This is a genomic window from Mycobacterium sp. JS623 (assembly GCF_000328565.1).
Taxonomy (GTDB): domain Bacteria; phylum Actinomycetota; class Actinomycetes; order Mycobacteriales; family Mycobacteriaceae; genus Mycobacterium.
This window is the reverse complement of sequence record NC_019966.1, coordinates 2,041,570-2,067,567: the sequence shown is the minus strand read 5'-3', so window position 1 is coordinate 2,067,567 and position 25,998 is coordinate 2,041,570. Positions and strand designations below refer to the sequence as shown.

Annotated in this window: 22 protein-coding genes; 12 read left to right on the top strand and 10 right to left on the bottom strand. The window is 63.8% G+C overall.

Annotated features, from left to right (window positions below):
• Position 1 precedes the first annotated feature (1 nt).
• From MYCSM_RS10010 to fabG, 3 genes are read right to left on the bottom strand one after another with little or no spacing between them, the layout of a single operon-like run.
• Positions 2-1,195: an acyl-CoA dehydrogenase family protein gene (locus tag MYCSM_RS10010; RefSeq protein ID WP_015306037.1), complete on the bottom strand. Its 1,194-nt coding sequence runs from the start codon at positions 1,193-1,195 to the stop codon at positions 2-4.
• Entirely contained in the window at positions 1,192-2,406 is a 1,215-nt protein-coding gene (locus MYCSM_RS10005) for an acetyl-CoA C-acetyltransferase (protein WP_015306036.1), read from the bottom strand. Before MYCSM_RS10005 ends, MYCSM_RS10010 begins: the two co-directional genes overlap by 4 nt.
• Complete coding sequence (gene fabG / locus MYCSM_RS10000; protein ID WP_015306035.1) at positions 2,406-3,146, bottom strand: 3-oxoacyl-ACP reductase FabG; 741 nt, start codon at positions 3,144-3,146, stop codon at positions 2,406-2,408. Before fabG ends, MYCSM_RS10005 begins: the two co-directional genes overlap by 1 nt.
• Before the next feature lie 171 nt (positions 3,147-3,317).
• Between fabG and MYCSM_RS09995 the strand changes: the two genes are divergently transcribed.
• Together MYCSM_RS09995 and MYCSM_RS09990 are read left to right on the top strand one after the other, a co-directional pair.
• The gene (locus tag MYCSM_RS09995) at positions 3,318-4,475 is read left to right on the top strand and encodes an acyl-CoA dehydrogenase family protein (protein ID WP_015306034.1); all 1,158 of its coding nucleotides are present in this window, start codon (positions 3,318-3,320) and stop codon (positions 4,473-4,475) included.
• Positions 4,472-5,293 carry a mycofactocin-coupled SDR family oxidoreductase gene (locus tag MYCSM_RS09990; RefSeq protein WP_015306033.1) on the top strand — a complete coding sequence of 274 codons (822 nt, stop codon included), beginning with the start codon at positions 4,472-4,474 and terminating at the stop codon, positions 5,291-5,293. The genes MYCSM_RS09995 and MYCSM_RS09990 overlap by 4 nt, the downstream gene beginning before the upstream one ends.
• A 24-nt stretch (positions 5,294-5,317) precedes the next feature.
• On the opposite strand, the gene MYCSM_RS09985 is transcribed toward MYCSM_RS09990, so the two are convergent.
• Positions 5,318-5,770, bottom strand: coding sequence for a MaoC family dehydratase (locus MYCSM_RS09985; protein ID WP_015306032.1), 453 nt, complete (start codon positions 5,768-5,770; stop codon positions 5,318-5,320).
• Positions 5,771-5,788: 18 nt separating this feature from the next.
• The gene (gene purU, locus MYCSM_RS09980) at positions 5,789-6,685 is read right to left on the bottom strand and encodes a formyltetrahydrofolate deformylase (RefSeq protein ID WP_015306031.1); all 897 of its coding nucleotides are present in this window, start codon (positions 6,683-6,685) and stop codon (positions 5,789-5,791) included.
• A gap of 506 nt (positions 6,686-7,191) precedes the next feature.
• Between purU and MYCSM_RS09975 the strand changes: the two genes are divergently transcribed.
• From MYCSM_RS09975 to MYCSM_RS09965, 3 genes are all read left to right on the top strand, one after another.
• The gene (locus MYCSM_RS09975; RefSeq protein ID WP_015306030.1) at positions 7,192-7,941 is read left to right on the top strand and encodes a hypothetical protein; all 750 of its coding nucleotides are present in this window, start codon (positions 7,192-7,194) and stop codon (positions 7,939-7,941) included.
• On the top strand, positions 7,938-10,079 hold the full coding sequence (locus MYCSM_RS09970) for an Rv1355c family protein (protein WP_015306029.1): 2,142 nt from the start codon (positions 7,938-7,940) through the stop codon (positions 10,077-10,079). The genes MYCSM_RS09975 and MYCSM_RS09970 overlap by 4 nt, the downstream gene beginning before the upstream one ends.
• Before the next feature lie 67 nt (positions 10,080-10,146).
• The gene (locus tag MYCSM_RS09965; RefSeq protein ID WP_269465206.1) at positions 10,147-11,946 is read left to right on the top strand and encodes a putative bifunctional diguanylate cyclase/phosphodiesterase; all 1,800 of its coding nucleotides are present in this window, start codon (positions 10,147-10,149) and stop codon (positions 11,944-11,946) included.
• On the opposite strand, the gene MYCSM_RS09960 is transcribed toward MYCSM_RS09965, so the two are convergent.
• Positions 11,893-12,828 (bottom strand): hypothetical protein, encoded by a 936-nt coding sequence (locus MYCSM_RS09960; RefSeq protein ID WP_015306027.1) that lies wholly within the window; start codon positions 12,826-12,828, stop codon positions 11,893-11,895. The genes MYCSM_RS09965 and MYCSM_RS09960 overlap by 54 nt on opposite strands.
• 573 nt (positions 12,829-13,401) lie before the next feature.
• On the opposite strand from MYCSM_RS09960, the gene MYCSM_RS09955 reads away from it, so the two are divergent.
• Both MYCSM_RS09955 and MYCSM_RS09950 read left to right on the top strand, forming a co-directional pair.
• A complete protein-coding gene (locus MYCSM_RS09955) occupies positions 13,402-14,082 on the top strand; it encodes a TetR family transcriptional regulator (protein ID WP_015306026.1) in 681 nt (226 codons plus the stop codon).
• Between the two features lie 63 nt (positions 14,083-14,145).
• On the top strand, positions 14,146-14,805 hold the full coding sequence (locus MYCSM_RS09950) for a ScbR family autoregulator-binding transcription factor (RefSeq protein ID WP_015306025.1): 660 nt from the start codon (positions 14,146-14,148) through the stop codon (positions 14,803-14,805).
• Here MYCSM_RS09950 and MYCSM_RS09945 read toward each other — a convergent pair whose 3' ends face one another.
• Complete coding sequence (locus MYCSM_RS09945; RefSeq protein WP_015306024.1) at positions 14,806-15,168, bottom strand: PAS domain S-box protein; 363 nt, start codon at positions 15,166-15,168, stop codon at positions 14,806-14,808.
• Between the two features lie 318 nt (positions 15,169-15,486).
• Here MYCSM_RS09945 and MYCSM_RS09940 point away from each other — a divergent pair, with 318 nt between their 5' ends.
• Positions 15,487-16,719, top strand: coding sequence for an acyl-CoA dehydrogenase family protein (locus MYCSM_RS09940; RefSeq protein ID WP_015306023.1), 1,233 nt, complete (start codon positions 15,487-15,489; stop codon positions 16,717-16,719).
• The gene (locus MYCSM_RS09935) at positions 16,719-17,828 is read left to right on the top strand and encodes an acyl-CoA dehydrogenase family protein (protein ID WP_015306022.1); all 1,110 of its coding nucleotides are present in this window, start codon (positions 16,719-16,721) and stop codon (positions 17,826-17,828) included. Before MYCSM_RS09940 ends, MYCSM_RS09935 begins: the two co-directional genes overlap by 1 nt.
• A 144-nt stretch (positions 17,829-17,972) precedes the next feature.
• Here MYCSM_RS09935 and MYCSM_RS35895 read toward each other — a convergent pair whose 3' ends face one another.
• A complete protein-coding gene (locus tag MYCSM_RS35895; RefSeq protein ID WP_232425755.1) occupies positions 17,973-18,266 on the bottom strand; it encodes a hypothetical protein in 294 nt (97 codons plus the stop codon).
• Here MYCSM_RS35895 and MYCSM_RS09930 point away from each other — a divergent pair.
• A complete protein-coding gene (locus MYCSM_RS09930) occupies positions 18,223-19,116 on the top strand; it encodes a DMT family transporter (RefSeq protein ID WP_015306020.1) in 894 nt (297 codons plus the stop codon). The two genes, MYCSM_RS35895 and MYCSM_RS09930, sit on opposite strands and share 44 nt — an antisense overlap.
• A gap of 139 nt (positions 19,117-19,255) precedes the next feature.
• Here the strand turns inward: MYCSM_RS09930 and MYCSM_RS09925 are convergent, their stop codons facing one another.
• Complete coding sequence (locus tag MYCSM_RS09925; RefSeq protein WP_015306019.1) at positions 19,256-20,419, bottom strand: LLM class flavin-dependent oxidoreductase; 1,164 nt, start codon at positions 20,417-20,419, stop codon at positions 19,256-19,258.
• Positions 20,420-20,466: 47 nt separating this feature from the next.
• On the opposite strand from MYCSM_RS09925, the gene MYCSM_RS09920 reads away from it, so the two are divergent.
• Entirely contained in the window at positions 20,467-21,969 is a 1,503-nt protein-coding gene (locus tag MYCSM_RS09920; RefSeq protein ID WP_015306018.1) for a flavin-containing monooxygenase, read from the top strand.
• Positions 21,970-22,072: 103 nt separating this feature from the next.
• On the top strand, positions 22,073-23,641 hold the full coding sequence (locus MYCSM_RS09915) for a PE-PPE domain-containing protein (protein WP_198345019.1): 1,569 nt from the start codon (positions 22,073-22,075) through the stop codon (positions 23,639-23,641).
• Between the two features lie 2 nt (positions 23,642-23,643).
• Here the strand turns inward: MYCSM_RS09915 and MYCSM_RS09910 are convergent, their stop codons facing one another.
• Positions 23,644-25,995 (bottom strand): CaiB/BaiF CoA transferase family protein, encoded by a 2,352-nt coding sequence (locus tag MYCSM_RS09910; protein ID WP_015306016.1) that lies wholly within the window; start codon positions 25,993-25,995, stop codon positions 23,644-23,646.
• Positions 25,996-25,998: the final 3 nt, after the last annotated feature.

Sequence of the window (25,998 nt, the reverse complement as noted above, 5' to 3'; positions counted from 1 at the left end):
GTCAGATCCGATAGTCGGCGAGCAGCCGCTTGCTGATGATGTTCTTCTGGATCTCGCTGGTGCCCTCGCCGATCAACAAGAACGGGGCGTCGCGCATCAGCCGCTCGATCTCGTATTCCTTGGAATAGCCGTAGCCGCCGTGGATACGGAAGCTCTGCTGAGTGACTTCCGCACAGAACTCGCTCGCCAAGTATTTGGCCATGCCCGCGGCGACGTCGTTGCGTTCGCCGGAGTCCTTGAGCCGCGCGGCATTCACCATCATCAGGTGCGCAGCCTCGATTTTCGTTGCCATCTCGGCCAATTGGAACGCGATCGCCTGATGATCGGCGATCGGCTTGCCGAACGTCTGGCGCTGCTGTGCGTACCGCACGGCAAGTTCGAACGCGCGGATGCCGACGCCGCATGCCCGTGCCGACACGTTGACCCGCCCGACCTCGATGCCGTCCATCATTTGGAAGAAGCCTTGCCCCGGCGCCTCACCCAGGACGTCATCGGCGCTTGCGACGTAGCCGTCGAAGATCAGCTCGGTGGTGTCAATGCCCTTGTAGCCGAGCTTGTCGATCTTGCCCGGAATGGTCAGCCCCGGCGCGACTTCACCGAAGCCCGTGGGCTTTTCGATCAGGAATGCGGTCAGATTGCGGTGCGGCTTGTCCGCGCCCTCGTCGGTGCGCACCAGCGCTGCAACCAGAGTTGAACTGCCGCCGTTGGTCAGCCACATCTTCTGACCGTCGATGGTGTATGTGTTGTCGGCGTTGCGCTTGGCCCGGGTGCGGATCGCGGCGACGTCGGAGCCGAGTTCGGGTTCGGACATCGAAAATGCGCCGCGTGTTTCACCTGTGGCCATCCGCGGCAGGAAGTGTTGCTTCTGCCGATCGGTGCCGTGTTGCCGGATCATGTACGCGACGATGAAGTGGGTGTTGATCACACCCGAGATGCTCATCCAGCCGCGGGCAAGCTCCTCGACGCAGAGCGCATAAGTGAGCAGCGATTCGCCGAGCCCGCCGTACTCCTCGGGGATCATCAACCCGAACAGGCCCATCTCCTTCATCGCATCGACGATGGCCTGCGGGTAGGTGTCGGAGTGCTCTAGTTCCTGCGCTGTCGGGATGACTTCTTTGTCAACGAATTGCCGGACCGTCGTGATGATTTCGGTCTGGAACTCGGTAAGACCGAGCGTCTGCGCCAGCTTGGTCATGCCCCTACCCTTTCGAACACAGCCGCCAGCCCTTGCCCGCCGCCGATGCACATGGTTTCCAGGCCGTAGCGGGCACCGCGGCGGTTGAGTTCACGCGCCAAAGTCGCAAGCATCCGGCCGCCGGTCGCGCCAACAGGGTGTCCGAGCGAAATGCCCGAGCCGTGCACGTTCGTCCGCTCGAGGTCCGCCGCACCGAACTGCCACTCCCGCATCACCGCAAGGGCCTGCGCGGCGAACGCCTCGTTGAGTTCGATCAGGTCGATGTCCGACAGCGTCAGCCCTGCCTTGCCGAGCGCCGCTTCCGTCGCCGGTACTGGCCCGATGCCCATGATGTTGGGCGCGACGCCGGCCGACCCCCACGAGACCAGCCGAACCAACGGAGTCAGCCCGAGTTCGTCGGCCTTTTGCGGTGTCGTCACAATGCACATGGATGCGGCGTCGTTCTGGCCGCTGGAGTTGCCTGCAGTGACGGTGGCCGCTGGATCCTGCTTCAGCAGAACGGGTTTCAGTTTGGACAACGACTCGACCGAGGTGTCCGCGCGTGGGTGCTCGTCGGCGTCGATCAGCTCCTCACCCTGGCGGGTGCGGACCGCGACCGGAATGATTTCCTCGGCGAGGATGCCGTCCTTCTGCGCGGCGATGGCCCGCTCGTGTGACGTCACCGCTAGCTCGTCCTGCTCCTCGCGCGGGATGCCGTACTGCCGACGCAGATTCTCGGCGGTCTCGAGCATGCCGCCGGGCACCGGATAGTGCTTACCGCCGGCGGTGCTGCGACCGCGCGCGAGACTGTCGTGCACCGTCACCCCGCCGCGGGCGCCACCCCAGCGCATATCCGTCGAGTAGAAGGTGACATTGCTCATGCTCTCGGCGCCGCCCGCGACCACAATGTCGTTGTCGCCGTTGGCAACCTGCAATGCGGCCTGGATGACGGCCTGCAGGCCCGACCCGCAGCGGCGGTCGACCTGCATACCGGGAACAGTCACCGGCAGGCCCGCGTCCAGTGCCACCACGCGACCGATCGCCGGGGCCTCGCTGCTGGGATAGCAGTGGCCGAGGATGACGTCTTCCACGGCAGCCGGTTCGATTCCGGTGCGCTCCAAGAAGCCCTTCAGCGCTGCGACGCCGAGCTCGACGGCCGTCAGCGACTTGAACATCCCGCCGTAGCGGCCGATCGGCGTCCGAACCGGTTCGCAGACAACGGCTTCGCGCATCAGATATGCCTTCCGCCGGTGACTTCGAGGACGGTGCCTGTCATGTACGACGACAGATCGCTGGCGAGGAACAGCGCGACCTTGGCCACCTCGCTGGGCTCCCCCGCCCGACCCATCGGCACCTCGGCCAGCTTCTGGTCCCAAATGTGTTGGGGCATGGCTTCTGTCATCGCAGAGCGGATCAGCCCGGGCTGGATCGCGTTGACCCGCACACCGAGATGGGCGAGCTCCTTGGCAGCGGCCTTGGTCATGCCGACGATGCCGGCCTTGGCCGCGGAGTAGTTGGTCTGGCCTATCAGGCCGACCTTGCCCGAGATCGACGACATGTTCACGATCGCGCCGCGCTTGTTCTCGCGCATGATCCCCGCCGCCGCCTTGGTTCCGTTCCAGGTGCCCTTCAGGTGCACGGCGATGACTTGATCGAATTGGTCCTCGGTCATCTTGCGCAGCGTCGCGTCGCGAGTGATGCCGGCGTTGTTGACCATGATGTCCAGGCCGCCGAAGTGTTCGATGGCGGCGGCGACGAGCGCGTCGACCTCGTCGGTCCGCGTCACATCGCAACGCACGGCCAGCGCAACGTCGTCGCCGCCGAGCTGCTTGGCTGCCGCCTCCGTGGCGCCCAAATCGAGATCGCCGAGCACCACCCGCGCGCCCTCGGCAATGAACTGCTCAGCGATGGCATATCCAAGACCCTGCGCACCGCCCGTGACAACCGCGGTCTGACCGGTCAGCAACGACACCTAATCACTCCCTTTTTGCTGGTCAACGCCCAATGAGGGCCGCGTCAATCGAACATCATATTTCATATATGATTTCTCGGATCGCGAGCGTTCCGTACCGCTCGACTTTTGGGTGGATTTTCGAGCGGTACGGAACGTTCGCGTGAGGACCAGTCGCCGCAGAGGAGCACGATGACGACCGAAGTCAGCGATGACGATTTCCAGGAGATCCTGGCCCAAACCCGGCACTTCGTCCGTACCGCCGTGGTTCCCCGGGAGCAGGAGATTCTCGCCGAGGACCGGGTCCCCGACGACCTCCGCGACCAGGCCAAGAAGATGGGGCTCTTCGGTTATGCGATCCCGCAGGAGTGGGGCGGCCTCGGGCTCACCCTCGCGCAAGATGTCGAACTCGCGATGGAGTTGGGTTACACCTCGCTGGCACTGCGCTCAATGTTCGGCACCAACAACGGCATCGCCGGGCAGGTGCTCGTCGGGTTCGGCACCGACGAGCAGAAGGCGCGGTGGCTCGAACCGATGGCCTCGGGTCTGGTCGCCTCGTTCGCGTTGACCGAGCCGGGCGCGGGGTCGAATCCGTCGGGCTTGCGCACGAAAGCCGTTCGCGACGGGGCAGATTGGATCATCAACGGGCAGAAGCGGTTCATCACGAATGCTCCGATGGCCGACCTGTTCATCGTCTTCGCCCGCACCCGGCCCGCCGACGACGACGGTCCCGGCATCGCCGTGTTTCTGGTGCCCGCCGACGCGGCGGGTGTCGCGGTCGGCGCCAAGGACGCGAAGATGGGCCAGGAAGGCGCGTGGACCGCCGACGTCAGTTTCGACGACGTCCGCGTGCCAGACGAAGCATTAGTCGGCGGAAGCGAAGACATCGGCTATCGGGCCGCGATGACCTCACTGGCGCGCGGTCGTGTGCACATTGCCGCGTTGGCTGTCGGTATCGCGCAGCGTGCCCTCGACGAATCCGTTGCCTACGCCGCGACGGCAACGCAGGGCGGCACGCCGATCGGCAATTTCCAACTCGTACAAGCGATGATCGCCGACATGCAAACCGGAGTACTGGCCGGACGGGCACTCGTCCGCGACACTGCCCGGGCTTGGATAACCGGCGCGGATCGTAGGATCGCACCGTCGGCGGCAAAGTTGTATTGCACCGAAATGGCAGGCAAGGTAGCCGATCTCGCCGTGCAGGTGCACGGCGGCAGCGGATACATGCGCGAGGTCCCCGTCGAGCGGATCTACCGCGACGTACGACTACTGCGGCTGTACGAGGGCACCAGCGAAATCCAGCGGCTGATCATCGGGTCGAACCTCGTCAAGGCGGCCCAGAAGTGACTGGACGGCTCGAGGGCAAGGTCGCGTTCATCACCGGAGCGGCGCGCGGCCAAGGTCGTGCACACGCCGTCCAGATGGCCAGCGAGGGCGCCGACATCATCGCCGTCGACATCGCGGGCAAGCTTCCGCCCTGTGTCCCTTACGATTCGGCGACACCAGACGATCTTGCAGAAACCGTGGCGCTTGTCGAGGCGTCCGGCCGCAAGATCCTCGCCTCCGTCGTCGACGTCCGGGACGCCGGCGGACTTAACAAGGCTGTCGACGACGGCGTCGCTGCCCTGGGCCGACTCGACATCATCGTCGCCAACGCCGGTGTGTCTGCCCCGCAGCCGTGGGATGCCATCACAGTTGAGGACTTCCGCGACGTGATGGACATCAACGTCACCGGCACCTGGAACACCGTCATGGCGGGCGCGCAGAAGATCATCGACGGAGGCCGCGGTGGTTCGATCATCTTGATCAGCTCCGCCGCCGGCATCAAGATGCAGCCATTCATGGTGCACTACACCGCCAGCAAGCACGCGGTCACCGGGATGGCGCGGGCATTCGCCGCCGAACTGGGTAGGCATTCGATCCGCGTCAACAGCGTGCATCCCGGTGCGGTCAACACGCTGATGGGAAGCGGCGACATGATCGGCTCACTTGGCCGTGCGATCGAAACCTATCCGCAGCTGGCGCAGATGATCACGCCGTTTCTGCCGACCTGGGCAGCAGAGCCGGAAGATATCGCCGATGCGGTGTGCTGGCTAGCCAGTGAGGAGTCGAAAAACGTTACCGCGGCGGCTATTTCGATCGATCAGGGCATGACGCAGTACTGACGACCAGAGAATCACCCAGAAGTCTCAGCCGATGAAGCGGACGATGGACTCGGCCACTGCGGCCGGCTTGTCTGATCCTTCGATTTCCACGGTGGTCGTCAGCGTTGCCTGCACCGCGCCGTCCAGTTGGTCGACCTTGGCGATCTCTGCGCGTGCCCGGATCTTCGCCCCGACTTTCACCGGGGTGATGAACCGGACCTTGTTGTAGCCGTAGTTGATGGCCATCGTGATGTTGTCGACGCTGTACATCTGCGACGTGAAATGCGGCAGCAGCGACAGGGTCAGCAGGCCGTGCGCGATCGTCCCGCCGAACGGGCCGCTCGCCGCGCGCTCGGGATCGACGTGGATCCACTGATGGTCGTCGGTCGCGTCGGCGAACAGATTGACGCGATCCTGCGTCACCTCCAGCCAATCGGTCGGCCCGAGCTGGCTGCCCTGGGCAGCGACGAACTCGTCCAACCCACTGAACTTCTTCACCACTTCTCTCCTTAACCGCTAAAAGACCACCGTCTGGTTGCCGTATCGGATGATGCGGTCCTCACAGTGCCACAGCACCGCGCGCGACAGAACAAGGCGTTCGACATCAGCGCCGAGGCGTACCAGATCGTCGACGCCATGACGGTGGTCCACCCGCACCACGTCCTGCTCGATGATGGGACCGTCGTCGAGGTCCTTCGTGACGTAATGAGCTGTCGCACCGACAAGTTTGACGCCCCGCTCCTTTGCCCTCCGATACGGCGCTGCCCCGATGAAGGCGGGCAAGAACGAATGATGAATATTGATCATCGGACAGCCCACTTCTGTCAGAAATTGCGGTGTGAGGATCTGCATGTAACGCGCCAGCACCACCAGATCAACGTTTCCGCGCAACAAGTCGAGTTGGCGCCGTTCGGCGTCGGCGCGAATATCTTTCGTCGCGGGCACATGCAGGAATGGCACAGAAAATGGCCTTACCTGATCTGCAAGATCAGGATGGTTGGAAATCACCATCACGATCGACATGTCGAGCTCGCCGCGGCGGTTGCGCCACAACAGATCAAGCAGGCAGTGATCCTCCCTCGACGCCATGATTGCGACACGTTTCGGCTTGGCCGCCTCGGTCAACCGGAAATCCATATCGAACCGCGAGGCGACCTGTTCACGGAAATCCCGTTCCAGCCCGTCGCGCGCAGCCGTCAGGCCAGGCAAGTTGAATATCGTCCGTTGCATGAAGGTGCCGCCGGACTGTTCGGTGGAATGCTGATCCAGCGACACGATGTTGGCGCCCGCGCCAGCCAGGAACGCGCTTACCGCCGCTACCAGGCCCGGTCGGTCGTCGCAGCGCAACAGGAGCCGACCCACATCCTTCACTGGCAAACCTCCGCGACCGGCGGTCGGGTACTCTTCCTCCATCTGATTCAGGGTTCCACCCTGTGGGGTATCCGGTCGCAAAAACTGCACATATGGATCCGGCCCTCGCCGGTGCGGACCGGTTAGGCGCGATTGGCCGGAGCGATAACGGGCTCGGGCGCAAGCGTGTACGACGTCGAAACGCGATAGTGCGGACGGCAGCGGCCGCGCCTTCCTACACCGCCAACGCCCGAATTCCACTGGCTCAATCAACGCACAGCGAAAAGATGGCAGAAACCCTTACGCTGCCGTCAATGCAATTAATGGCATTGGCTGACAAACTTCGCCAAGAAGTCACACTAGGGTTGGTTACCTGTGCAAATTCAGTGGGGCGGGATTGCCACAAAGCGGCCAGCCGCTTGCTGTGCGACGCGATATTCGTGCGCCGACATCGAAGCGCAGGAAAAGATCCTATTGCTAGCTGGAATCCAAGTAACTCGTGGCGAGATACTGATCAACGACAGCGGGCCACAACGCCGTGTTGGCCGACTGCCCGAGAAGGGACAAGAATGACCGCTCCCCAGTCTGCGGCCGCCGGCCGCAACTTTGTCAGCCTGAACCGGAGTCCAAGTTGTTGGGATCCAGATAGTGAAACCACAATCGTATTCGCACAACCAGCGACCGAACGGGATCTGTGGTTGGACTACGTTCGTGGCGCGTGTGAAAACTACCGCAAACACGGCGTGGAAAGGGCGCTCGATATGGATGCGCTCCGCAGCGGCGCGGACACCGTTATTTTCGCGGCCTGCGTGAACCAAGCGGGCAGGGTTGTTGCCGGTCTTCGCGGGCGAGGCCCCTATCAATCCGCCGACGAATGTCACGCACTCCTCGAATGGAGTGGTCAGCCAGGCTACTCGGCGGTCCGAAAAATGGTTACCGACCGATTGCCCTTCGGCGTCGTCGAAATGAAAACCGCGTGGGTGGCCGACGATCCCGAGCACAGCCGGCAACTCACGAGCGCCATCTCCCGCACCCCCCTGCACGCGATGCCACTTCTCGATATTCAGTTCATTGTCGCCACGGCCGCGTCGTATGTGCTCAAGCGTTGGCTCTCCTCGGGTGGACAGTTGGCCGCAAAGATTCCCGCGACGCCGTATCCAGACGAGCGTTATCAGACGAAGCTGGCGTGGTGGGACCGCAGCACATTTGCCAATCACGCTGATCCCAAACAGCTTTCAATGTTCTTTGCCGAGCAGAAAGAACTCGCCGCACGAATCGACCAATCGGCTGACGTCGTCGCCGCCGGAACTATGCGATGAGCTCTGGCTCCGATGATGGCCAGCGGTGTAAGGGAATAGTTTTCGGCACCGACGACGCCGCCGGTGTGGCGCTCCTTGACGATCTACGAGCCGATGGACGGATCGAGTTCATCGACAATGTGGGCCAACAGTCAGCTGGGCTGCGGGGGCTGAAGCCAGCGCCGCCTGCCGAGATCACGGCCGAGCCGACGCGGTGGGTGTACTACCCCTGGCGGCGGACGGTGGTCAGTGTGCTCGGGCCACGGGCATTTCGGCTGGTGCGACTCGATCGCAACAGGAATCTGATCACCACCGACGAGCTCGATCGGCTCGGTCAGCTTCGGATCGGCGTCGTCGGGCTGAGTGTCGGCCACGCCATCGCGTATACCCTTGCGGCGCAAGGCTTGTGCGGTGAACTACGGCTCGCCGACTTCGACGACGTGGAGCTGTCCAACCTGAATCGGGTGCCAGCGTCGGTGCTGGACCTGGGCGTGAACAAGGCGGTGGTGTGCGCACGGCGAATCGCCGAGCTCGACCCGTACCTGCCGGTGACGGTGACTTCGGACGGTGTCACGCCGCAGACAGTCGGCGACTTTCTCGAGGGCCTCGACATCGTCATCGAAGAATGCGACTCGCTGGACGCGAAACTCCTTGTCCGCGAAGCCGCCAGGGCACGGCGCCTGCCAGTGTTGATGGCAACCAGCGACCGCGGCCTATTGGATGTGGAGAGATTCGACATCGAACCCTCTCGTCCGCTCATGCATGGGCTGCTCGGTGATCTGGATGCCGCCCGCCTGGGCGATTTGGGCAACAGGGACAAGCTGCCGTACGCGCTTCGGATGACCGACGCGACGCGCGTGTCCCCGCGAATGGCCGCATCCCTTGTCGAGGTAGGCAAGACCTTGTCGACCTGGCCGCAGCTCTCGTCGGAGGTGGCCCTGAATGTGTCGGTCGTCGCCGAAGCGGTCCGGCGAATCGGACTGCACGAGAAACTTCCCTCGGGCCGGGTACGGATCGATACCGCAGCCGTGCTCGACGAACTCGCTGAGCCCCCGGTAACGCCGCTCGATCCCCCGCCGATCGAGGAAGCGCCCCAACAGGCGGCGCCAGCCGAGACTTCGGAGATCATCGCCGCTGCGATTGGTCGCGCGCCCTCGGGCGGCAACGCACAGCCATGGCGCATCGAGGCACATGACGGCGCGATACGCATTCAGCTGGCGCCCGAGCACACGACGGCGATGGATGTGCAATACCGCGCGAGCGCTGTGGCTCTGGGTGCGGCGACGTTCAATGCCAGGGTCGCGGCGGCAGCACATGGCTTTGTCAGCGAGGTGGATTTCCAACCGGGCGACGAATCGTCTCCACTCAACGCGATCGTGCGCCTCACGGCGGGCGTCGACCCGGAACTCACCGCGATGTACGACGCAATGCTGCGCAGAGAGACGAATCGGCGCCGGGGTGAACGTATCCCGATCGCGGCGCAAACCCGCGAGTTACTCGGTTCGGCCGCACGTGCCGAGGGCGCCCGGCTTCAGATTCTCAGCGAGTCAACGGACCTCGGCTGCGCCGCAACTGTTCTCGCCGCAGCCGACCGCATCCGTTATCTGACGCCACGACTGCACGGGCAGATGTTCGCGGAGCTTCGCTTCCCGGGGGATCCTGCACCCGAGTCCGGTATTGATATCCGCACACTCGAACTCGATCCCGCCGACCTGGTGATGCTCGACATTTTGCGACGCCCCGAGGTGATGACCCACCTCGCGGCATGGGACGCCGGCACCGCGCTGGGCGATGACACGTATGAACGGGTGACCGCGAGCGCCGCCATCGGCATCATTTCCGTGTCGGGCAAGAGCCTGGCCGACTACGCCCAGGGCGGGTCTGCCGCCGAATCCGTATGGATCACAGCTCAACAGCATGGCCTTGCCGTCCAACCCGTTTCGCCGGCCTTTCTTTATGCCCACGACGACGAGGATCTGCGCGAGCTCTCGCCCGCTTTCGCCGGGGAGCTGCGCGATCTGCAATACAATTTCCGCAAGCTGGCCAACACCGAGGTAACCGAGTCACAGGTGCTGGTACTCAGGTTCAGTCGCGCACCGCGACCGTCGGTGGCAAGCCGGCGCCGTGGGCTACAACGAGTCTCGTCACCAACGGGCTGACTCCGATACGGAGGATCAGGTGTCAAGCAGCCTGGAGCTGGTCGTCACGTCAGTCGCTACCCAACTGATGGGGGTGAATGCCGCCACCTCGGTCGAGGTGAGCCAGCGAGTACTGGCGGACCTCGTCGAGTACTTCGACGTCGACGTCAGCTTCCTGCGGCGCAACGATCACAGCATTCGCGCCTCGATTCTGGTGGCCGAGTGGCCGGTCCGGCCCGGAATCCCCGACCCGGATCCGCTCGCCGTCGTCTATTTTGCTGACGCTGATCCGGTTTTCGCGCTCGCCGAGCATCAGAAGGAACCCGTCGTCTTCCGCCCGGAACCCGCGACCGACGACTATCAACGCACGATCAGCGAGAGCAGGCAGATCCCGGCGACCTCGATGGCGTGTGTGCCGCTGCTGTCGGGCGATGAAACCTCCGGTGTGCTCGGCTTCGTCAAGTTCGGCGACCGCGACTGGTCCGCGGAAGAACTCAACGCACTCAAGGCGATCGCTTCGCTGTTCGCTCAGGTGCAGGCTCGTGTGCTCGCCGAAGAACAGCTCCGCTACTTGGCCGAACACGACGACCTGACCGGTCTGCACAACCGGCGCGCGCTGTTGGCGCACCTCGACTCGCGGCTGGCAGCGGGCCAGCCGGGGCCGGTGTCGGCATTGTTCTTCGACCTGGACCGGTTGAAGGCCATCAACGACTATCTCGGCCACACGGCGGGCGACTGGTTCATCCGCGTTCTCGCCGAACGACTGCGCGAAGGTGTCGATGGTCCGAGCCTGATCGCCCGGCTCGGTGGCGACGAGTTCGTTGTCGTGCCCGCGAAGCCGATGGCCGCGGATGCCGCAGAGGCGCTGGCCTACCGCCTGCAGTCGACGCTGCGCGAACGGGTCGCCATAGACGGCGAGATGCTGACACGCACGGTGAGTATCGGTGTGGCCCTTGGTGTTCCGGGTCGTGACACAACGTCGGATTTGCTCAGGCGCGCCGATCAAGCGGTGCTGACCGCCAAGGGCTCGGGCGGCAACAAAGTTGCAGTGTTCTCCGACGAGATGTCGCTGGAAAGCGAGTTTCGCAACGACATCGAGCTCCATCTGCAGAGCGTGATCGAAAGCGGATCGCTTCTGCTGCACTACCTGCCGGAAGTCGACATGCGCACCGGCGAGATCCTGGCCGCTGAGGCGTTGGTGCGCTGGGAGCATCCCACCCGCGGACTGCTTTCTCCAGATTCGTTCATCGGAGTGGCCGAATCGATAAACCTCGCAGGCGAATTGGGGCGCTGGGTGATGCGCTCGGCCTGCGCGGAATTCGCGCGATGGCGCGCCCGCGGGGTGGGGCTTGACGCAGTGCTGCGCATCAACGTGTCACCAGTGCAATTGGTCACCGACGGCTTCGTCGAGTCGGTCGCCGGCATCATCGCCGAATTCGGCCTCGACGGCGGATCGGTCTGTTTGGAAATCACCGAAAGTGTTGTGGTTCAGGACATTGAGACCACTCGAATCACGCTCGCCGGTCTGAAGGACGCCGGCGTGCAGGTCGCGATCGACGACTTCGGCACGGGATACAGCGTGCTGTCACATCTGAAGTCCCTGCCGGTCGACACCCTCAAAATCGACAGGGGGTTCGTCCGCGATCTCGGTGCCAATCCCGGCGATCTCGCGATCGTGCGTGCAGTCATCGCACTGGCCGATGCGTTCGGTTTGCAGCTGGTAGCCGAGGGGGTGGAAACAGAGGCGGCGGCACTCACACTGCTTCGCCACGGGTGCTATCGCGCGCAGGGATTCCTGTTGTCGCGCCCCGTCGTCGGCGACGCAATGGCGGCCCTACTGGCCAGGGGACGGATACCCGTCGACTTTTCCGCAGCGCCACGTCTGTAGGTGGCTGTGCGTCTCGTGCATGTTGACGAATAAGCGACCGGTCACGGAGCGGCAGTTGGATGCGACACTTTTGGTGAAGGGCTGCGATGTCAGCAGCTCGACGCGACCGAAGCGACTGGCGGTCTGGCCGACGAGGCACAGGCGCAGCGAAGCGTCATCGGTGGGTAACGCCTGACCAGTCGCCAAGGCCGCGTACGGTCCGCCGCCGGCGACCGCCACACCGTGTCGGGCGCGAACGGCAACCCGGCCTTCCGGGGTCGTGAACTCTGCACCGACAACGGCCCCCTCCTCGAACACGATCCGTTCGAGCGACGTCCCGTGGTGAACGACGATGTCGCGGTCTAGCGCCTGTGTGTGGAGCCAATCCAGGACGGAGCCGCCGACATTGGCGGGATCAGGTGTGATCGAGCCGAGTTCGGCGACCTCGATCGAATCACCGTCGACGGTGCGCAGCGTGGTCGACTGCCAATCGGCCACGCGGGTGTACAGGTAGCCGTACGGCGAAACCAGGCAACGCGCCGCCCAATCCCGCAGACGGGCGCCGACGAAAGGCATGACGACACCGCGCGGGTCCACGGGCTCCGCGTGATCCACCACCCTGATTGGTACGTCGGCGTCTCGTGCAGATCGGGTCAGCGGACCGAGGTCCGACGACAGGGAAGCAAAGTACTCATTCGTTTCGGGATCAGAAGTATTGATGTCGAGCCAATGCAGCCTGTCGACTCGGGAACGGACTGCAACGGCCGCTCCGCCGGGGCCCACGTCGTCGCGCGAGCTACCGACGAAAACGTCGCCGCCCATCTCGACAACGGCCACAGCGTGAGCCAGCCCCGCAACCGCTGCGCCGGTACATATGACGTCGACTTCGTCGTCCCAGTTCACTGTTAATTACCTCGGAATTGCTAAATCGTCTGACATCGGTACAGACAACGCGAACTTCGTTGTCGCTGCGACGGCCCTGCAAGCCGAGTTTTGGCGGTCACGCTCGACAAATAGGCTGCGGCGTTCAAACGGGCGACAGGGAGTTGCCACAGCCCGCGCGGAGGTTCGAGGGGGTTTGCCAACGCGGACTATGGCAACCGTATGAAAATACCACTGGGATTTGTTCGGTGATAGGGCAATCCGGCCCGGTATAGCCCGGCTGACCTCGGAATCCGCCCTCTGTGACCGCCCGGCGCGCACCGAACCAAGAGTCATCACATTGAGTACCTTACATACCTTTTGGCTGATACGCAGACAAAAAAATGACTTAAGGTATTGACTGTCTGGTTTGCCCCATGAGCCACGGCCGGACTAGCCCAAGGAGGGCCGTTGGAAGGTTTGGCCTGCAAAACTGGGCGCGCCGACTCCCGCCGGTAATAGGCGCCGGGTGAAAGAATCACCAGAATTGATCAATTTACGGAAACCACGATTACCCGACTACCGGCGCCACTGTCCAGATTCCGAGGTTCGGAAGTGACCGAACAGCTCGACCGACGAGCGGACACCACGCGGCAACAGATTCTCCGCGCGGCGTCGCGCCAGTTCGCGCGCCGGTCGTACAGCTTGGTCAGCCTCGACGACATTCTGGCGGACGCGGAAGTCACCAAGGGTGCGATGTATTTCCACTTCCGGTCCAAGCACGCACTGGCGGCGGCAATCATCGAGCACCGGTTTGTGTTGGCGTCTGCGTCGGTCGACGAACTGCTGGCGCGCAAGCTGTCAGGGCTGGAGACACTCATCGACATCGTGTACCTGGTCGCCGTCGAAGACATCGGTGACGAGATCGCCCGAGCGGGCTTGAATCTGCTTGAGTCCATTGGCCGCACCGACGGCCTGCAGGCAGATGTGCTGGGCCAGTGGGTAGATGCGTTCGCCGCGATCGCCGGAAAAGCCGTCAAAGACGGCGACATCATCGCCGACCGCGATCCGCGGGGCATCGCAACGCTGTTGGTGTCGATGTACCTCGGTCTGCGTCAGACAAGCAATCTCGCTGAGCCCGAGCAATTTCTACATGACCTCGAGAACGTCTGGAAGTTAGCGCTACCCGGTTTCGTCAAACCTGACCGGATCGACTATCTCAATCAGTTCATCAAGCGACGCACCGCCGTAGCACAAAAGAAGGCGACACCGCTTGCAGCGGATGGTTTAGGTTAGGATGCCCCGCAGGCCGTAGCCCACCCTGGATAGGCCAACGGAACTTCCGGAGGTACTCGGACGATGGTGCGCCAAGCGCGATCCGAGGTTACGCGCAGGAAGATCATCACGTCTGCCGTCGAACTGTTCAACGAAATCGGTTATCCGGCTACCGGATTGGGCGACATCATCGAACGCGCCGAGATGACGAAAGGCGCCCTTTATTACCACTTCGATTCAAAGGAATCGCTGGCGACCGCGATCATCGAAGAGGGCAGCGCACGCCTCGCTGAGGCATTCCGAAGCATCTCCGGCTCCTCCGCGCCGGCACTGGAAGGCATCATCCACGGGATCTTCGTGGTCGCGGACCTGATGATGACCGACCAGATCGCCCGCAGCGGAACGCAACTCTTGCGGGCCTTCGGCGAGTTCAACGACGTGGCCGCACGCACATACGACGGTTGGACGGCGGAGATGACGGAGCGTACCCGTCAAGCGATGGACGAGGGCGACGTTCGCGGTGAGCTCGACGCGCGGGCGGTGGGTGAGACCATCGTCGGCTCGATGCTGGGCACGGAATTGCTCGCGAGCGCGACGACCGCGGGTGCCGACGTGCTGCAGCGCGTGGCGCGGGCGTGGCAGGTGCTGCTGCCGGCGATCGTCAGCCAGGAGTCGCGGGCGTACTTCGAGGAGTTTCTGGCGCGCGAGTCGATGCGGCACTCCCCTGCGCCGTTGGCCGAGTGACTACAGCTCCTCGACCCACAGACGTTCCGTCAGATCCTGGAACGTGGCCAACGCCACGGGATCATCTCCGCGAAGCAACGCTGACTTGCTCATCCGGGCGCGGACTATCGAGCCGTCCTGGTGCACGAGCTCGACAATCAACTCCGCGTGGGCACGCACAACTGAAACAGCGGATTCGTCGGCGGGCAGGGTGTGGAAGATCTGCCGGAACTTCAACGCCTTGACCACATCGGGTGGGTAGCCGAGCATCTCGCCGAAGGCCGCATTCGCGAACAGAATGGTGCCCTCCTCGTCGATCGCAAGCACCGGCACCGGAAAGCGTTCCAGCACGACCAGAGCCGGGAGCTCCTTGAGAAGGGCCATTGGATCCTGGCGTTCCTTGCCGTCTCGTCGCCGCTCCACGCCCCCGATTATGGCCGTTGCGCCGTGCCCCGTCACCGTGAACCTGCCCAGCGGTTAAGCGCCTTCATCCCGGGTAGCTCGCAACCACGAATGGAGGAGGAGCCATGACCACCGCACACCAACACCCGACCGCCCACCGGCCAACAAGATCCTGGGCCCGGGCGTCGGCCTCATCGATCGGATGCGCGACGCGCTCACCGGACGCAACACCTGAACGACGATTAACTTAACTGGCTCCCGGAGTTTGCCCACTTAACTAACTAGGTTTACTCTGTCCGAATGGACTTGGCCTGGTCACCTGCCGACTTGGACTTCCGCGATGAAGTGCGCGCGTTCCTGGCCGAAAAGCTGACGCCCGAACTCCGGCAGGCCGGACGCCTGATGACCAGCGTTTACGCCGACCACGAGGCGAGCATGGAGTGGCAGCGGATCCTGCACGAGCGCGGTTGGGCCGCGCCGGCGTGGCCGGTCGAGCATGGCGGCTGTGAGTGGAGCCTGACGCAGCACTACATCTTCAGCCGTGAGTCCCAGTTGGCCGGAGCGCCCTCGCTGTCGCCGATGGGTATCCGGATGGTTGCCCACGCGATCATCAAATTCGGCACCGACGTGCAGAAGGACTTCTTCCTGCCGCGGATTCTCACCGGCGAGGTGTTCTTCTGTCAGGGCTACTCCGAACCCGAGGCGGGCTCGGATCTTGCGGCGTTGACGATGGCGGCGGTCGACGATGGTGATCACCTCGTGTGCACCGGCAGCAAGATCTGGACGACGCATGCAGGCGAAGCGAATTGGATGTTCGCCCTTGTTCGCACCTCGAAGACGCGGAAAAAGCAGCAGGGCATCACCTTCGTGCTGATCGATATGACCACGCCGGGCATCCAGATCCGACCGCTGGTGATGACATCGGGTGAGGAGATCCAGAACCAGGTCTTCTTCGATGAGGTGCGGGTGCCCAAGGCCAATGTGCTCGGTCAAATCGATGATGGGTGGACCGTCGCGAAGTATCTGCTCGAGTTCGAACGGGGCGGTGGCGCAGCCTCGCCCGCGCTGCAGGTGATGGCAGAAGAGATCACGACGGTGGCAGCCGATCAGCCCGCACCGGGCGGCGGCAGACTGCTCGACGATCCGGCGTTCGCACGTAAGCTCGCCGATGCGCGGATCCGCACCGAGGTTCTCGAGATCCTCGAGTATCGGGTGCTGGCCGCACTTGCCGGCGGCGGTCACCCCGGGCCGGGTGCATCGATGCTCAAGGTGCTGGCGACCGAGCTAAGCCAGTCACTCACCGAATTGGCGATGGAAGCCGCCGGTCCGCGCGGACGGGTCTATCAACCGCACGCGACCTACCCGGGTGGGCCGGTGTCTGACTACGAGCCGCCACCGGATGGTTACGTCAGCGGCGAGGCATGGCAGGCGGTCGCCCCACTGCGCTACTTCAACGACAGGGCCGGCTCAATCTACGCCGGCAGCAACGAGATTCAGCGAAACATTCTCGCCAAAGCGGCTCTGGGGTTGTGATGGACTTCAATCTGAGCAAGGAACAAGAACTGCTGCGCGACGGGCTCGGTAGGTTCCTGTCGACTAGGTATAACCTGGAAAAGAGTCGCGCCGCCGCGAAAACGGGGGCAGGCTGGCAGCCCGACATCTGGCGCGGCTTCGCCGAAGAACTCGGTATCCTCGGGGCTGCGCTTCCCGAGGATATCGGTGGAATCGGCGGTGGCCCAGTCGAAGTCATGGTGATCGCCGAGGCGCTCGGCCACGCGCTGGTGATCGAACCGTACGTCGACACGGTGGTGGTGTGCGGTGGCCTGTTGCAGCGAGCCAGGCACCCGGCGGCCGCGGCGCTGTTGGAGAAGGTGGTGGCAGGCACCGCGATCGTGGCATTGGTGGCTGCTGAACCTGGCTCAGGTGAGCATTGGCAGGACGTGACGACGGTCGCCGAACGGGCGGGTGACGCTTGGGTTTTGCGTGGAAGCAAGATCGTCGCGATGAGCGCACCTTTGGCGACGCACCTTCTGGTCACCGCACGCACGCCCGGCGGCTTGTCACTGTTCTTGGTCGACGCCGATTGGTCGTCAATCGAGGCTCATCACTACCGAACCGTCGATGACCGGCGTGCCGCCGATCTTCAGTTCGATGACGTAGCAGCGGTTCTGCTCGGCGAGGAGGGTCAGGCGTGGCCGTCGCTGGCCCAAGCAAGGGACGAGGGCGCGGCGGCGGTTTGCGCCGAGGCGGTCGGCTGCATGCGAAAGGTGTTGGCCGACACCGTCGAATACTGCAAACAGCGACAGCAGTTCGGCCAGCCGATCGGAAGCTTCCAGGTGCTACAACACCGGATGGTCGACATGTTCATGGAAGTCGAGCAGGCAGTCGCCGCGGTGTACCTTGCGGTACTCAACCTCGAGGCCTCACCCGACGAGCGCGCACGCGCGGTCTCGGCTGCCAAGGCGACGATCGGCCGGGCTGCCCGGTTTGTGGGCCAGCAGGCCGTACAACTGCACGGCGGAATGGGCATGACCGAGGAGCTGGCGATCGGCCATTACTTCAAGCGGCTCACCGCTTTACAGTACGAATTCGGCTCGACGGACTACCACGTCACACGATACGCAGAGCTGACGAAGCGCTAAGCGACTTACACCTCTTCGAATGCCGGTGGCGGCCATTCAGTTTCGCGACGTTGCACTTACTGCGGTCCTCACTCGCACTTTCTCGCGACAACTGCAATCTCGTGACGGCGAGCCGGTGCTTCGCACGCGATTACGGAGTGCGTCCTAGCGCACCGGCATCGCCTTGCTGTCGGTGAGCACCAGCCGCTGTTCGTAGGTCATCGACATCACCGAGTCGACGGCGCCTGCAGCGGTCCAGATGACCGGATATCCGACCTCGCAGCCCAGCTGTGCGGCGGCCGCGGCCGCGGTCTTCGCATCGGAGATGAGGATTTGATGTTCGGCTCGACGCCTGCCGTGGTCATCGCGGCCGTCACCCGAAAATTCGCTTGTCCATGTTTCGTAGGGTAGGGAGGTGACGTCGCGCGGATGGCTCCTGTTCCTCGCGATGAGCATCATCTGGGGCATCCCCTACCTGATGATCAAGGTGGCCGTAGAAGGCGTATCGGTCCCCGTTCTGGTCCTCGCCCGCACCGCCGTCGGCGCCGCCGTCCTGCTCCCGATGGCCTTCTCCCGACAGACCGTGACGATCGTGCGCAACCACTGGAAGGCCCTGCTTGGCTTCGCGTTCTTCGAGATCATCGCCGCGTGGTGGCTGCTCTCGGATGCCGAACGCCATCTGACCAGTTCGATGACCGGTCTGCTCATCGCCGCATCGCCCATCGTTGCCGCGGTCCTCGACCGCCTCACCGGCGGTGAGCGGTTGGGCTACAAACGCATCATCGGCCTGGCAGTCGGCATCTCCGGGGTGGCCGTGCTGGCCGGCCCGCATATCGGTGGGAGCACGTGGCCGATCATCGAGGTGTTGATGGTGGCGACGTGCTACGCGATCGCCCCGCTGATCGCCGCGCGGTACCTCGCCGACGTACCTGCCCTGCCAATGACCGCCGTGTGTCTCGGCTTCGCGGCGCTGGTGTACGCCGCGCCCGCCGCGGCCACCTGGCCCGACGAAATGCCGTCTACCCGAGTGCTTTTGGCGCTCGGCGGACTGGCAATCATCTGCACCGCGTTGGCGTTCATCGTGTTCTTCGCGCTCATCCGCGAGGTGGGTGCCGCGCGGGCGCTCGTGTTCACCTACATCAACCCGGCGGTGGCCTTAGCCGCCGGAGTCATCGTGTTGCACGAGCCGCTGACGGCGTGGAACCTGGCCGCTTTGGCCCTCATCATGACGGGTTGCGTCTTTGCCACGCGGCGACACCCGGAACAGGAACCCGACGTCGTGACTGAGGCGACGGCGGCGCCGCGGTGAACTAACCAGCGTCGCTGCCGCGGTCGTCAACGCTGTTGCCGACACGCTGGCGCCCCTCGGCGTACGGGTCTCCGGTTCGCCGCTGGGCCCGAGACAGATTCTCGACATGATCGCGGCGGCCAATCACTAACGTCGAAGCTCACTTCGAGTCGACTTCGGCCTGATACTTCTTCGACATGTGGTCGATCGCCTGAAGCTGGGTCTGCGCGAGGTCGTCGCGGACCTCGCTCGCACGCGCCGCGGCGTCCAGCGTCGGCTGCGCCTGACCCTGGAAATGTGGGATCACCTCGGCGGCGAACAGTTCGGCAGACCGCTTCGTCGCCGCCGGGTTCGCCCACTCATGGCCCATCTGCAGGAAGCAGCCGAACCCCCCGGACTGATCCCACAGCCTCTGCACCTGGGCGCGCGCATGTTCTGGCGTGCCGATCACGCCTGCGCCCGCGCCGTTGATGACGTCGACCATCTCGTCGACCTGATCTCCCGGCATGGTCATCTGCGGGAACGCGGCGACCTTCTGGAAATACCGGAACCACGGTTCGATCCCGAACCTCACGTCGGCGCGGGCCTGCTCTTCGGTCTCGGCGATGTGCATCGGGCCGACCAGCGTCCAGTTGTTGCGGTCGACCGTCGTTCCGAACGTGACCGCCCGCTCTTCGGCGATGCCCCAGTGAAATGCGAGCGCATCGAAACCCTCGACAACCAGAGTGGCGCCGATCGACAGCAAGCCAATGCCGTGCTTGCCCGCAAGTCGCGCACCCGTCGGCGAGGCCACCGCCGCCACGGCCAGCGGAATGCCGCCGTCGGAATACGACGCGAGTTGCAGGCGCGCATCAATCAGTTCGTGCGTGGGGGTTTTCGCCGACACGGTCTCCCCCGCCAACAGTCGGACGACGATGTCGAGGTTCGTCTCCAGCAGTTCGCGAGTGTCGGTGGGCGTAAGGCCGATCATCGCGCTGTCGCTCGGCAATGAGCCCGGCCCCATACCGCCGATGATGCGGCCATGGGTGAGGTGATCGAGCAGCATCAGCCGGTCGGCCACCCAGAGCGGGTTGTGATAGGCGAGCGAGATAACGCCGGTGCCAAAGCGGATTCGCTTCGCCCGTTCGGCTGCTGCGGCGATGAAGATCTCCGGTGAGCTGATGATCTCGCTGCCCGCCGAATGATGTTCGCCGTACCAGACTTCGTCGAAGCCGAGCGCGTCCAGATGCTCGGCGAATTCGAGGTCACGCTGCAACGCCAACGTCGGGTTGGTGCCCGCGCGGTGGAACGGTGCAATGAAGTATCCGAACCTCAACCTGGCCATGACTCACTTTCGCACGGGGTCACCAGTTGGTGTGGGACAGTTCGCCGATGACGGGAAGCGTCGCCGTGATCGGTGCCGGGCCGGGTGGTCTGGTGGCGGCGCGCTGGCTGTTGTCCCAGGGATTTGAGCCGACGATCTTCGAACAGGCACCGATGCTGGGCGGTCAGTGGACCGGGCTGGACGGCCGCAGCGGAGTGTGGCCGACGATGCACACCAACACCAGCCGAATCCTGACGGCCTTCAGCGATCTCGATCACGACAGCGACGTCGTCTACCCGTCAGGCCGCGGCGTCCTCGACTACCTGCATCGGTATGCCGAGGCCTTCGACCTCGCCTCACGCATCCGGCTCTGCAGTCGCGTTGAGCTGCTCAGCCGAAGCGACACCGGGTGGCTGGTGCGTCATCCGGGCGCGACGGAGCACTTCGACCGCGTGGTGGTGGCGACAGGCAGGTTCCAATCCCCCTCTGTCCCGACGGTTCCCGGCCTTGACACGTTCACCGGCTCGGCAGGCGTCAGCTCGACGTACCAGTACCGCGGGCCGGCGCCGTACCGCGGCAAGCGAGTGCTGGTGGCTGGCGGCGCTATCAGCGCGATGGAAATCGCCTCCGAACTCGCCCAGCTCGGGGCGGCTCGCGTCGTGGTGACCCAGCGACGACAGCGGTATGTGTTGCCGAAGTTTTCCTCGGGAGTCCCCTCCGACCACCGGATGTTCACGCGATACGGGGCCATCGCGAGCGAGCACCTGCCGGCAGCGGAGATCGACCGGCAGCTAAAGGAGATCGTGCTCGAGGCGGGCGGCAGCCCCGAGCAGTACGGTGCGCCCGCTCCCGACCCGTCCCTTTTCGCCGCGGGCGTTACGCTGTCCCAGCATTACCTGCCCTTGGTGGCGGAAGGACTGATCACCATCCGACCGTGGCTGGCCGCCGTTGAGAACAGGGCCGTGAGGTTATCCGACGGGACATCCGAGGAATTCGACGCAATCGTCTTCGGCACCGGGTTCGACCTGCACTTGCCGTTTCTGGACGAGGACATCCGCGCGATTGTTGACCTCGATGCGGTGCACCTGGACGCGGACCGCTGCACGTTTCATCCCGACCTGCCCGGGCTGGCGTTCGTGGGCATGTGGGATCAGTCCGGCGGCTACTTTGTGCCGCTTGAGCTGCAGGCCAGGTGGATCGCGTACACATGGGGCGGCACGGTCCCGGCGAGTGAGACCAGCCAACGGGCAGCCATCGACGCATATCGCTCACGGCGCGGGATGCCACAGAAGACCCGGATGAACCTGGCCGTGCTGACCTTCGCCCGAGCAGCCGGCGTCGAGCCCAATCCAGATGGTTGGCCACAGCTGCGCCGCGCCCTGCTCTTCGGCCCTCTTGCGCCGAGCGCCTTCCGGCTCGAGGGCCCCGACGCGCTGCCCGACGCCCCTGCCCGGTTCGCTCGCGACGCCGCTGCGTTCGGCGCCATCACCAGCAATGAACTCTCTGACCGCGAACATAGATACTGGTCGCTGGTGGCCGAGAAGCTACGTGCAAAGCGGCCTTCCAGCTAAGAGTGACGATCAGACGTTTCACGCGGATTTTGCACCCAATCTCTGTGGCAGTGCGCTAGCGTTCGAACCGGTCGGCATTCCGGGCGACCGTGAGGGGGACTTTGTGGCAAAGCATCGCCGTTCCAAGAATCGTCCAGCTTTCTCGTCGAAGCGGACGGTCCCAAAGCGGCGAAAGGCTCCCTCGGCGATCTTCCTCGGCACGACGGCGGCCGCAGTGTCGACGATGCTCGTGTTTGGTCATGCGACCAACAACACTGTGGACATCCCGCAGGTGGATCTCGCGGCGGCGACCATCGGGATCGGCGGGCGCGGGGACCCTGGTGCGGTCAACGTGCCGCACAAGCTTCAGGGCAACGTCCGTCCCCCGACGTTCAGCTACATTCCGATTCAATATCCGGCGGGCTTCGACATCGAAAACAGCACCAATGCGGGTGTCCCGGTGCTGGCGAACGCGATCACGAACCCGGCCAACTCGGGTCAGTTCCTGATGGTGGTCGGCTATTCGGAGGGCACGATCGTCGCCGAGAAGGTGCGACGAAATCTGGATCCGTCGGATCCCGGCGCGCCACCGCTGAACCCCACCAATGACCCGACCAAACCCGGATTGCTCTGGGTGATGATCGCGTCGCCGAATGTGCCCAACGGCGGCATCTTCAGCCGATTCCCCGGACTCAACATTCCGTTCTTCGTCACGTCGAATGGCGCCGCGGGGCCGTCGGAATACAACACGACTTACGTGACGAACGAATACGACCCGTACGGGGACTTCCCCGCGTACTTCAACCCGCTGTCGCTCGCGAACAGCTTGGTGGCGGTCATGTACGTACACCCGGACCAGTATTACGACAGCGTCAACTACGACCCGCTGACGAACACCACGAACGATCCGAATGTCCTGATAAACCCCGTGACTCACATGGTGAACGGCCATCCGGTGACGGACACGTATGTCTTCGTCAGGGCCGAACACCTGCCGCTGTTTGCACCCGTGAGGCAGATCGCGGGAATTCTGCAATTGACGCCACTCACCGAACCGGTGCTGGGCGCCGTCGAACCGCTGGTGCGGTTGCTGGTGGACATGGGCTACACCGATCGCCAAAATCTGAATCCCGAAACGCCCGTTCAGTTTTCGTTGATCACACCGCCGGGAAAGGTCCTCGAGACGGTCGCCGGAGTTCCTGGCGCGATCGGACAGGGTGTGACCAACCTGGTCACCGGCACCGAGGCGATACCTGGTTCCGTCCCGTCGCCGCTGTCGACGACAAACTCGCCCCCGTCGCCGCTGTCGACGACAAACTCGCCGTCGATCACGGCGAAGTCGCTGCCGCAGGACTCGAAACAGTCGCTGGCCAATAGTGACCCGGCGCCCGCGTTGACCACTCAAACTACAGAACAGCAGGAGCAGTCCGGTTCACCTACGCCGCCCACTACCACCAAGTCCAACCCGGGACCGACGCTCAGCACGGTTACCGGGGACGGCAACAAGGTCACCCCGGACACCACGACCGCCAAGACGACGACGCCCAAGCAGAATCCGTTGGGGCAGCTTGTTGATTCGATCACGAAGTTCTTCAGCCCCCAGAAACCGGCGACGTCGACACCGGGTTCCGAATCCACCGACACGAAGCCGACCGACTCGACCTCGCAGGGTTCGACGAGTAACGCCGCCTGACGCTATGTGTTCAGCGCGGTTTCGCCGATGATGCGATGCACGCGCAGGTCGTCGATCTCGTCATCGGTGAGGCCGAGTTCGCGTAGGACCTCCACGTTGTGTTGACCGAGCATCGGCGGTGCGAACCGGTGAGGGCGGCTGGGGCCGGGTGTCATCGTGAACGGCCAACCGGGGTAGTGATGCTTTCCGGTGATCGGATGCTCGACCTCGTCGTAGTATCTCCGTGCGTCGAGTTGAGGTAACTCATACATCCGGTCGGGGGTCATCACCTGCTCCGCCGGAACGCCGTGCGCACCAAGACCTTCAATGATTTCTACCGCGGTTCGAGTTCGGGTCCAATCAACAACGAATGCGTCGAACTCGTCGTGATTGGCGCAGCGAGTTTCGGATCGTCTCATCGCGGTGAGCAAGCCAGTCCAGTCGGTTTCGTCACGCACGCACAGCGCAACCCATTCGTCCTCAGCAGCGGTGGGATACACACCTTGCAAGCGACCGCGACAGCGATTGCCTTCGCGCAACTGCACGTTCGCGTTCATTGAATATTCGATCACCGGTTCGGCAGCAACACACGCCGCGACCTCAATCTGCGCGACCTCGATGAGTTGCCCTTCGCCGGTCCGCCGCCGATATTCGAGCGCTGCGAGTAATGCCACGCCGGCGTGCACACCGACGATAGGATCGGCGGGCCCTTGCAGGTTGCACGGCGGTCCATCGGCGTATCCGGTGACGGCGGACATGCCTGAGGTCTGCTCGAAGTTGAGCGCCCAACCGACAAAGTCTCGCCAAGGGCCGCGCAAGCCGAATCCCGGCATTCGCACCAGGATTACATCGCGGTTGAGGTCCTTCAGAGACTCGTAATCCAACCCGAAGTGCTCCACTACCCGCGGTGAGAAGTTCTCGATCACCACGTCCGCGTCGAGGACGAGTCGACGCGCCAATTCACGTCCGCGCTCCGAGGTCAGATCGAGGGTGATGTCGCGCTTGTTGAGGTTAGTGCCCTGCCACATGGCGCTGCGCTCATACCAGTGCTCACCCTCGTAGGACCACGCCCCTGAGTAGCGGTGTCCGTCGGGGCGTTGGATCGATTCCACTTTCACGACCTCCGCGCCGAACGCACCGAGATAGCACGTCAGGTAGGCGCCGGCCCAGAATGTGGTCAGATCCAGAACCTTGAGACCTGCGAACGGCAGCGAGGGCTCTGCGTCTGCACCGGTAGTTTGCCAATCATCAACTCCTGTACGGGTTTCGACGTGTTGTGCGCCGAGGCGCGGCGCAGCGCGCGGCGGCAGTACGGGAGTACGCGATAACCGGAACGGAGCGCCGGGCCTGCGGAACGACCAATCCGTGCCACCGCCGCCGACGAAGAACTCACGCTCTGCGTACTGCGGACACTGCAGCACGGTCGCACCATCGTTGATGGGCGACGCGGGTATTCGAAACGCCTGGCTCAACTCCAGGATCTCGGCGACGCGACGCTGGGCCAGCCACGGCTTCGCCTTGGCGAAGAATTCCGCACGTTCGGGACCGCACATCATGATCGCGATCTGGTGCTCGCCGTACTCCGGCAGATCCAGCATCGTGCACACGTCGAGCCAGTGCTGGCCCGTCAGACAGTTGATCCCGATCCACCCATCCGCGGCGCGGACAATGCCCAGGAGCAGCGCAGCCCGAGTGTTGGTGGGCAGACCAAGCTTTCGCATCCGTTCTGCCATCAGCATGGGATACGGCAACGTCGACAGAAGAGACTCCAGCACGGAAACATCCACTTCGACAGGCTCATTCGTGGCCCCCGACCGTGTCCGTAACGCCGTAAGTGCACCGAGCGCGGCGTACCCGCCGGCGACATATTCGGAAATCCGCGCACCCGCTTGCACCGGTGGCCGATCGGGGTCCCGCTTGTGTATCCAGCCCGATGCCGCTTGCATTGTCAGCGGTGTGGCGACGCGGTCAAGCCACGGCCCGTGCTGGCCGAAGTCCGAGATGCGGACGACGACGAGGCCGGGACTCAACACGTTCAATGCCTCGATGTCGAGCCCGCAGCGATCAAGTGAGCCGGGTGGAAGTGCGTCGACGAGCACGTGCGCGTGCGCAATCAGTTGGCGGGCGACGAACGGATCTTCCGTGAGATCGAGCGTGGTGCCGTGCTTTCCAGCGTTGAGATACTCGAACAATCCCGAGCGATTGGGATCGGGCACACCACCGGGGAAGGGCCCCCAGCCACGAAGCGGATCCCCTGACGGTGGCTCGATTTTGGTGACTTCGGCGCCGAGGTCGACAAGCAACTTCGTGCAGTACGGGCCCGCGATCTCCCCCGCGATCTCGATAACGCGAAGCCCCGCCAGTGCTGCCGTCACCCG

Excerpts from the sequence above, each read along its gene's own strand:
- MYCSM_RS35895 (WP_232425755.1), bottom strand. The coding sequence starts at position 18,266 with ATGATGCTCATCGCGAGGAACAGGAGCCATCCGCGCGACGTCACCTCC.
- MYCSM_RS09975 (WP_015306030.1), top strand. The coding sequence starts at position 7,192 with ATGACCGCTCCCCAGTCTGCGGCCGCCGGCCGCAACTTTGTCAGCCTG.
- MYCSM_RS09940 (WP_015306023.1), top strand. The coding sequence starts at position 15,487 with ATGGACTTGGCCTGGTCACCTGCCGACTTGGACTTCCGCGATGAAGTG.
- MYCSM_RS09950 (WP_015306025.1), top strand. The coding sequence starts at position 14,146 with ATGGTGCGCCAAGCGCGATCCGAGGTTACGCGCAGGAAGATCATCACG.
- MYCSM_RS10005 (WP_015306036.1), bottom strand. The coding sequence starts at position 2,406 with ATGCGCGAAGCCGTTGTCTGCGAACCGGTTCGGACGCCGATCGGCCGC.
- MYCSM_RS09925 (WP_015306019.1), bottom strand. The coding sequence starts at position 20,419 with ATGGCCAGGTTGAGGTTCGGATACTTCATTGCACCGTTCCACCGCGCG.
- MYCSM_RS09995 (WP_015306034.1), top strand. The coding sequence starts at position 3,318 with ATGACGACCGAAGTCAGCGATGACGATTTCCAGGAGATCCTGGCCCAA.
- MYCSM_RS09920 (WP_015306018.1), top strand. The coding sequence starts at position 20,467 with ATGACGGGAAGCGTCGCCGTGATCGGTGCCGGGCCGGGTGGTCTGGTG.
- purU (WP_015306031.1), bottom strand. The coding sequence starts at position 6,685 with ATGGAGGAAGAGTACCCGACCGCCGGTCGCGGAGGTTTGCCAGTGAAG.
- MYCSM_RS10010 (WP_015306037.1), bottom strand. The coding sequence starts at position 1,195 with ATGACCAAGCTGGCGCAGACGCTCGGTCTTACCGAGTTCCAGACCGAA.
- MYCSM_RS09970 (WP_015306029.1), top strand. The coding sequence starts at position 7,938 with ATGAGCTCTGGCTCCGATGATGGCCAGCGGTGTAAGGGAATAGTTTTC.
- MYCSM_RS09935 (WP_015306022.1), top strand. The coding sequence starts at position 16,719 with ATGGACTTCAATCTGAGCAAGGAACAAGAACTGCTGCGCGACGGGCTC.
- MYCSM_RS09965 (WP_269465206.1), top strand. The coding sequence starts at position 10,147 with ATGGGGGTGAATGCCGCCACCTCGGTCGAGGTGAGCCAGCGAGTACTG.
- MYCSM_RS09945 (WP_015306024.1), bottom strand. The coding sequence starts at position 15,168 with ATGGCCCTTCTCAAGGAGCTCCCGGCTCTGGTCGTGCTGGAACGCTTT.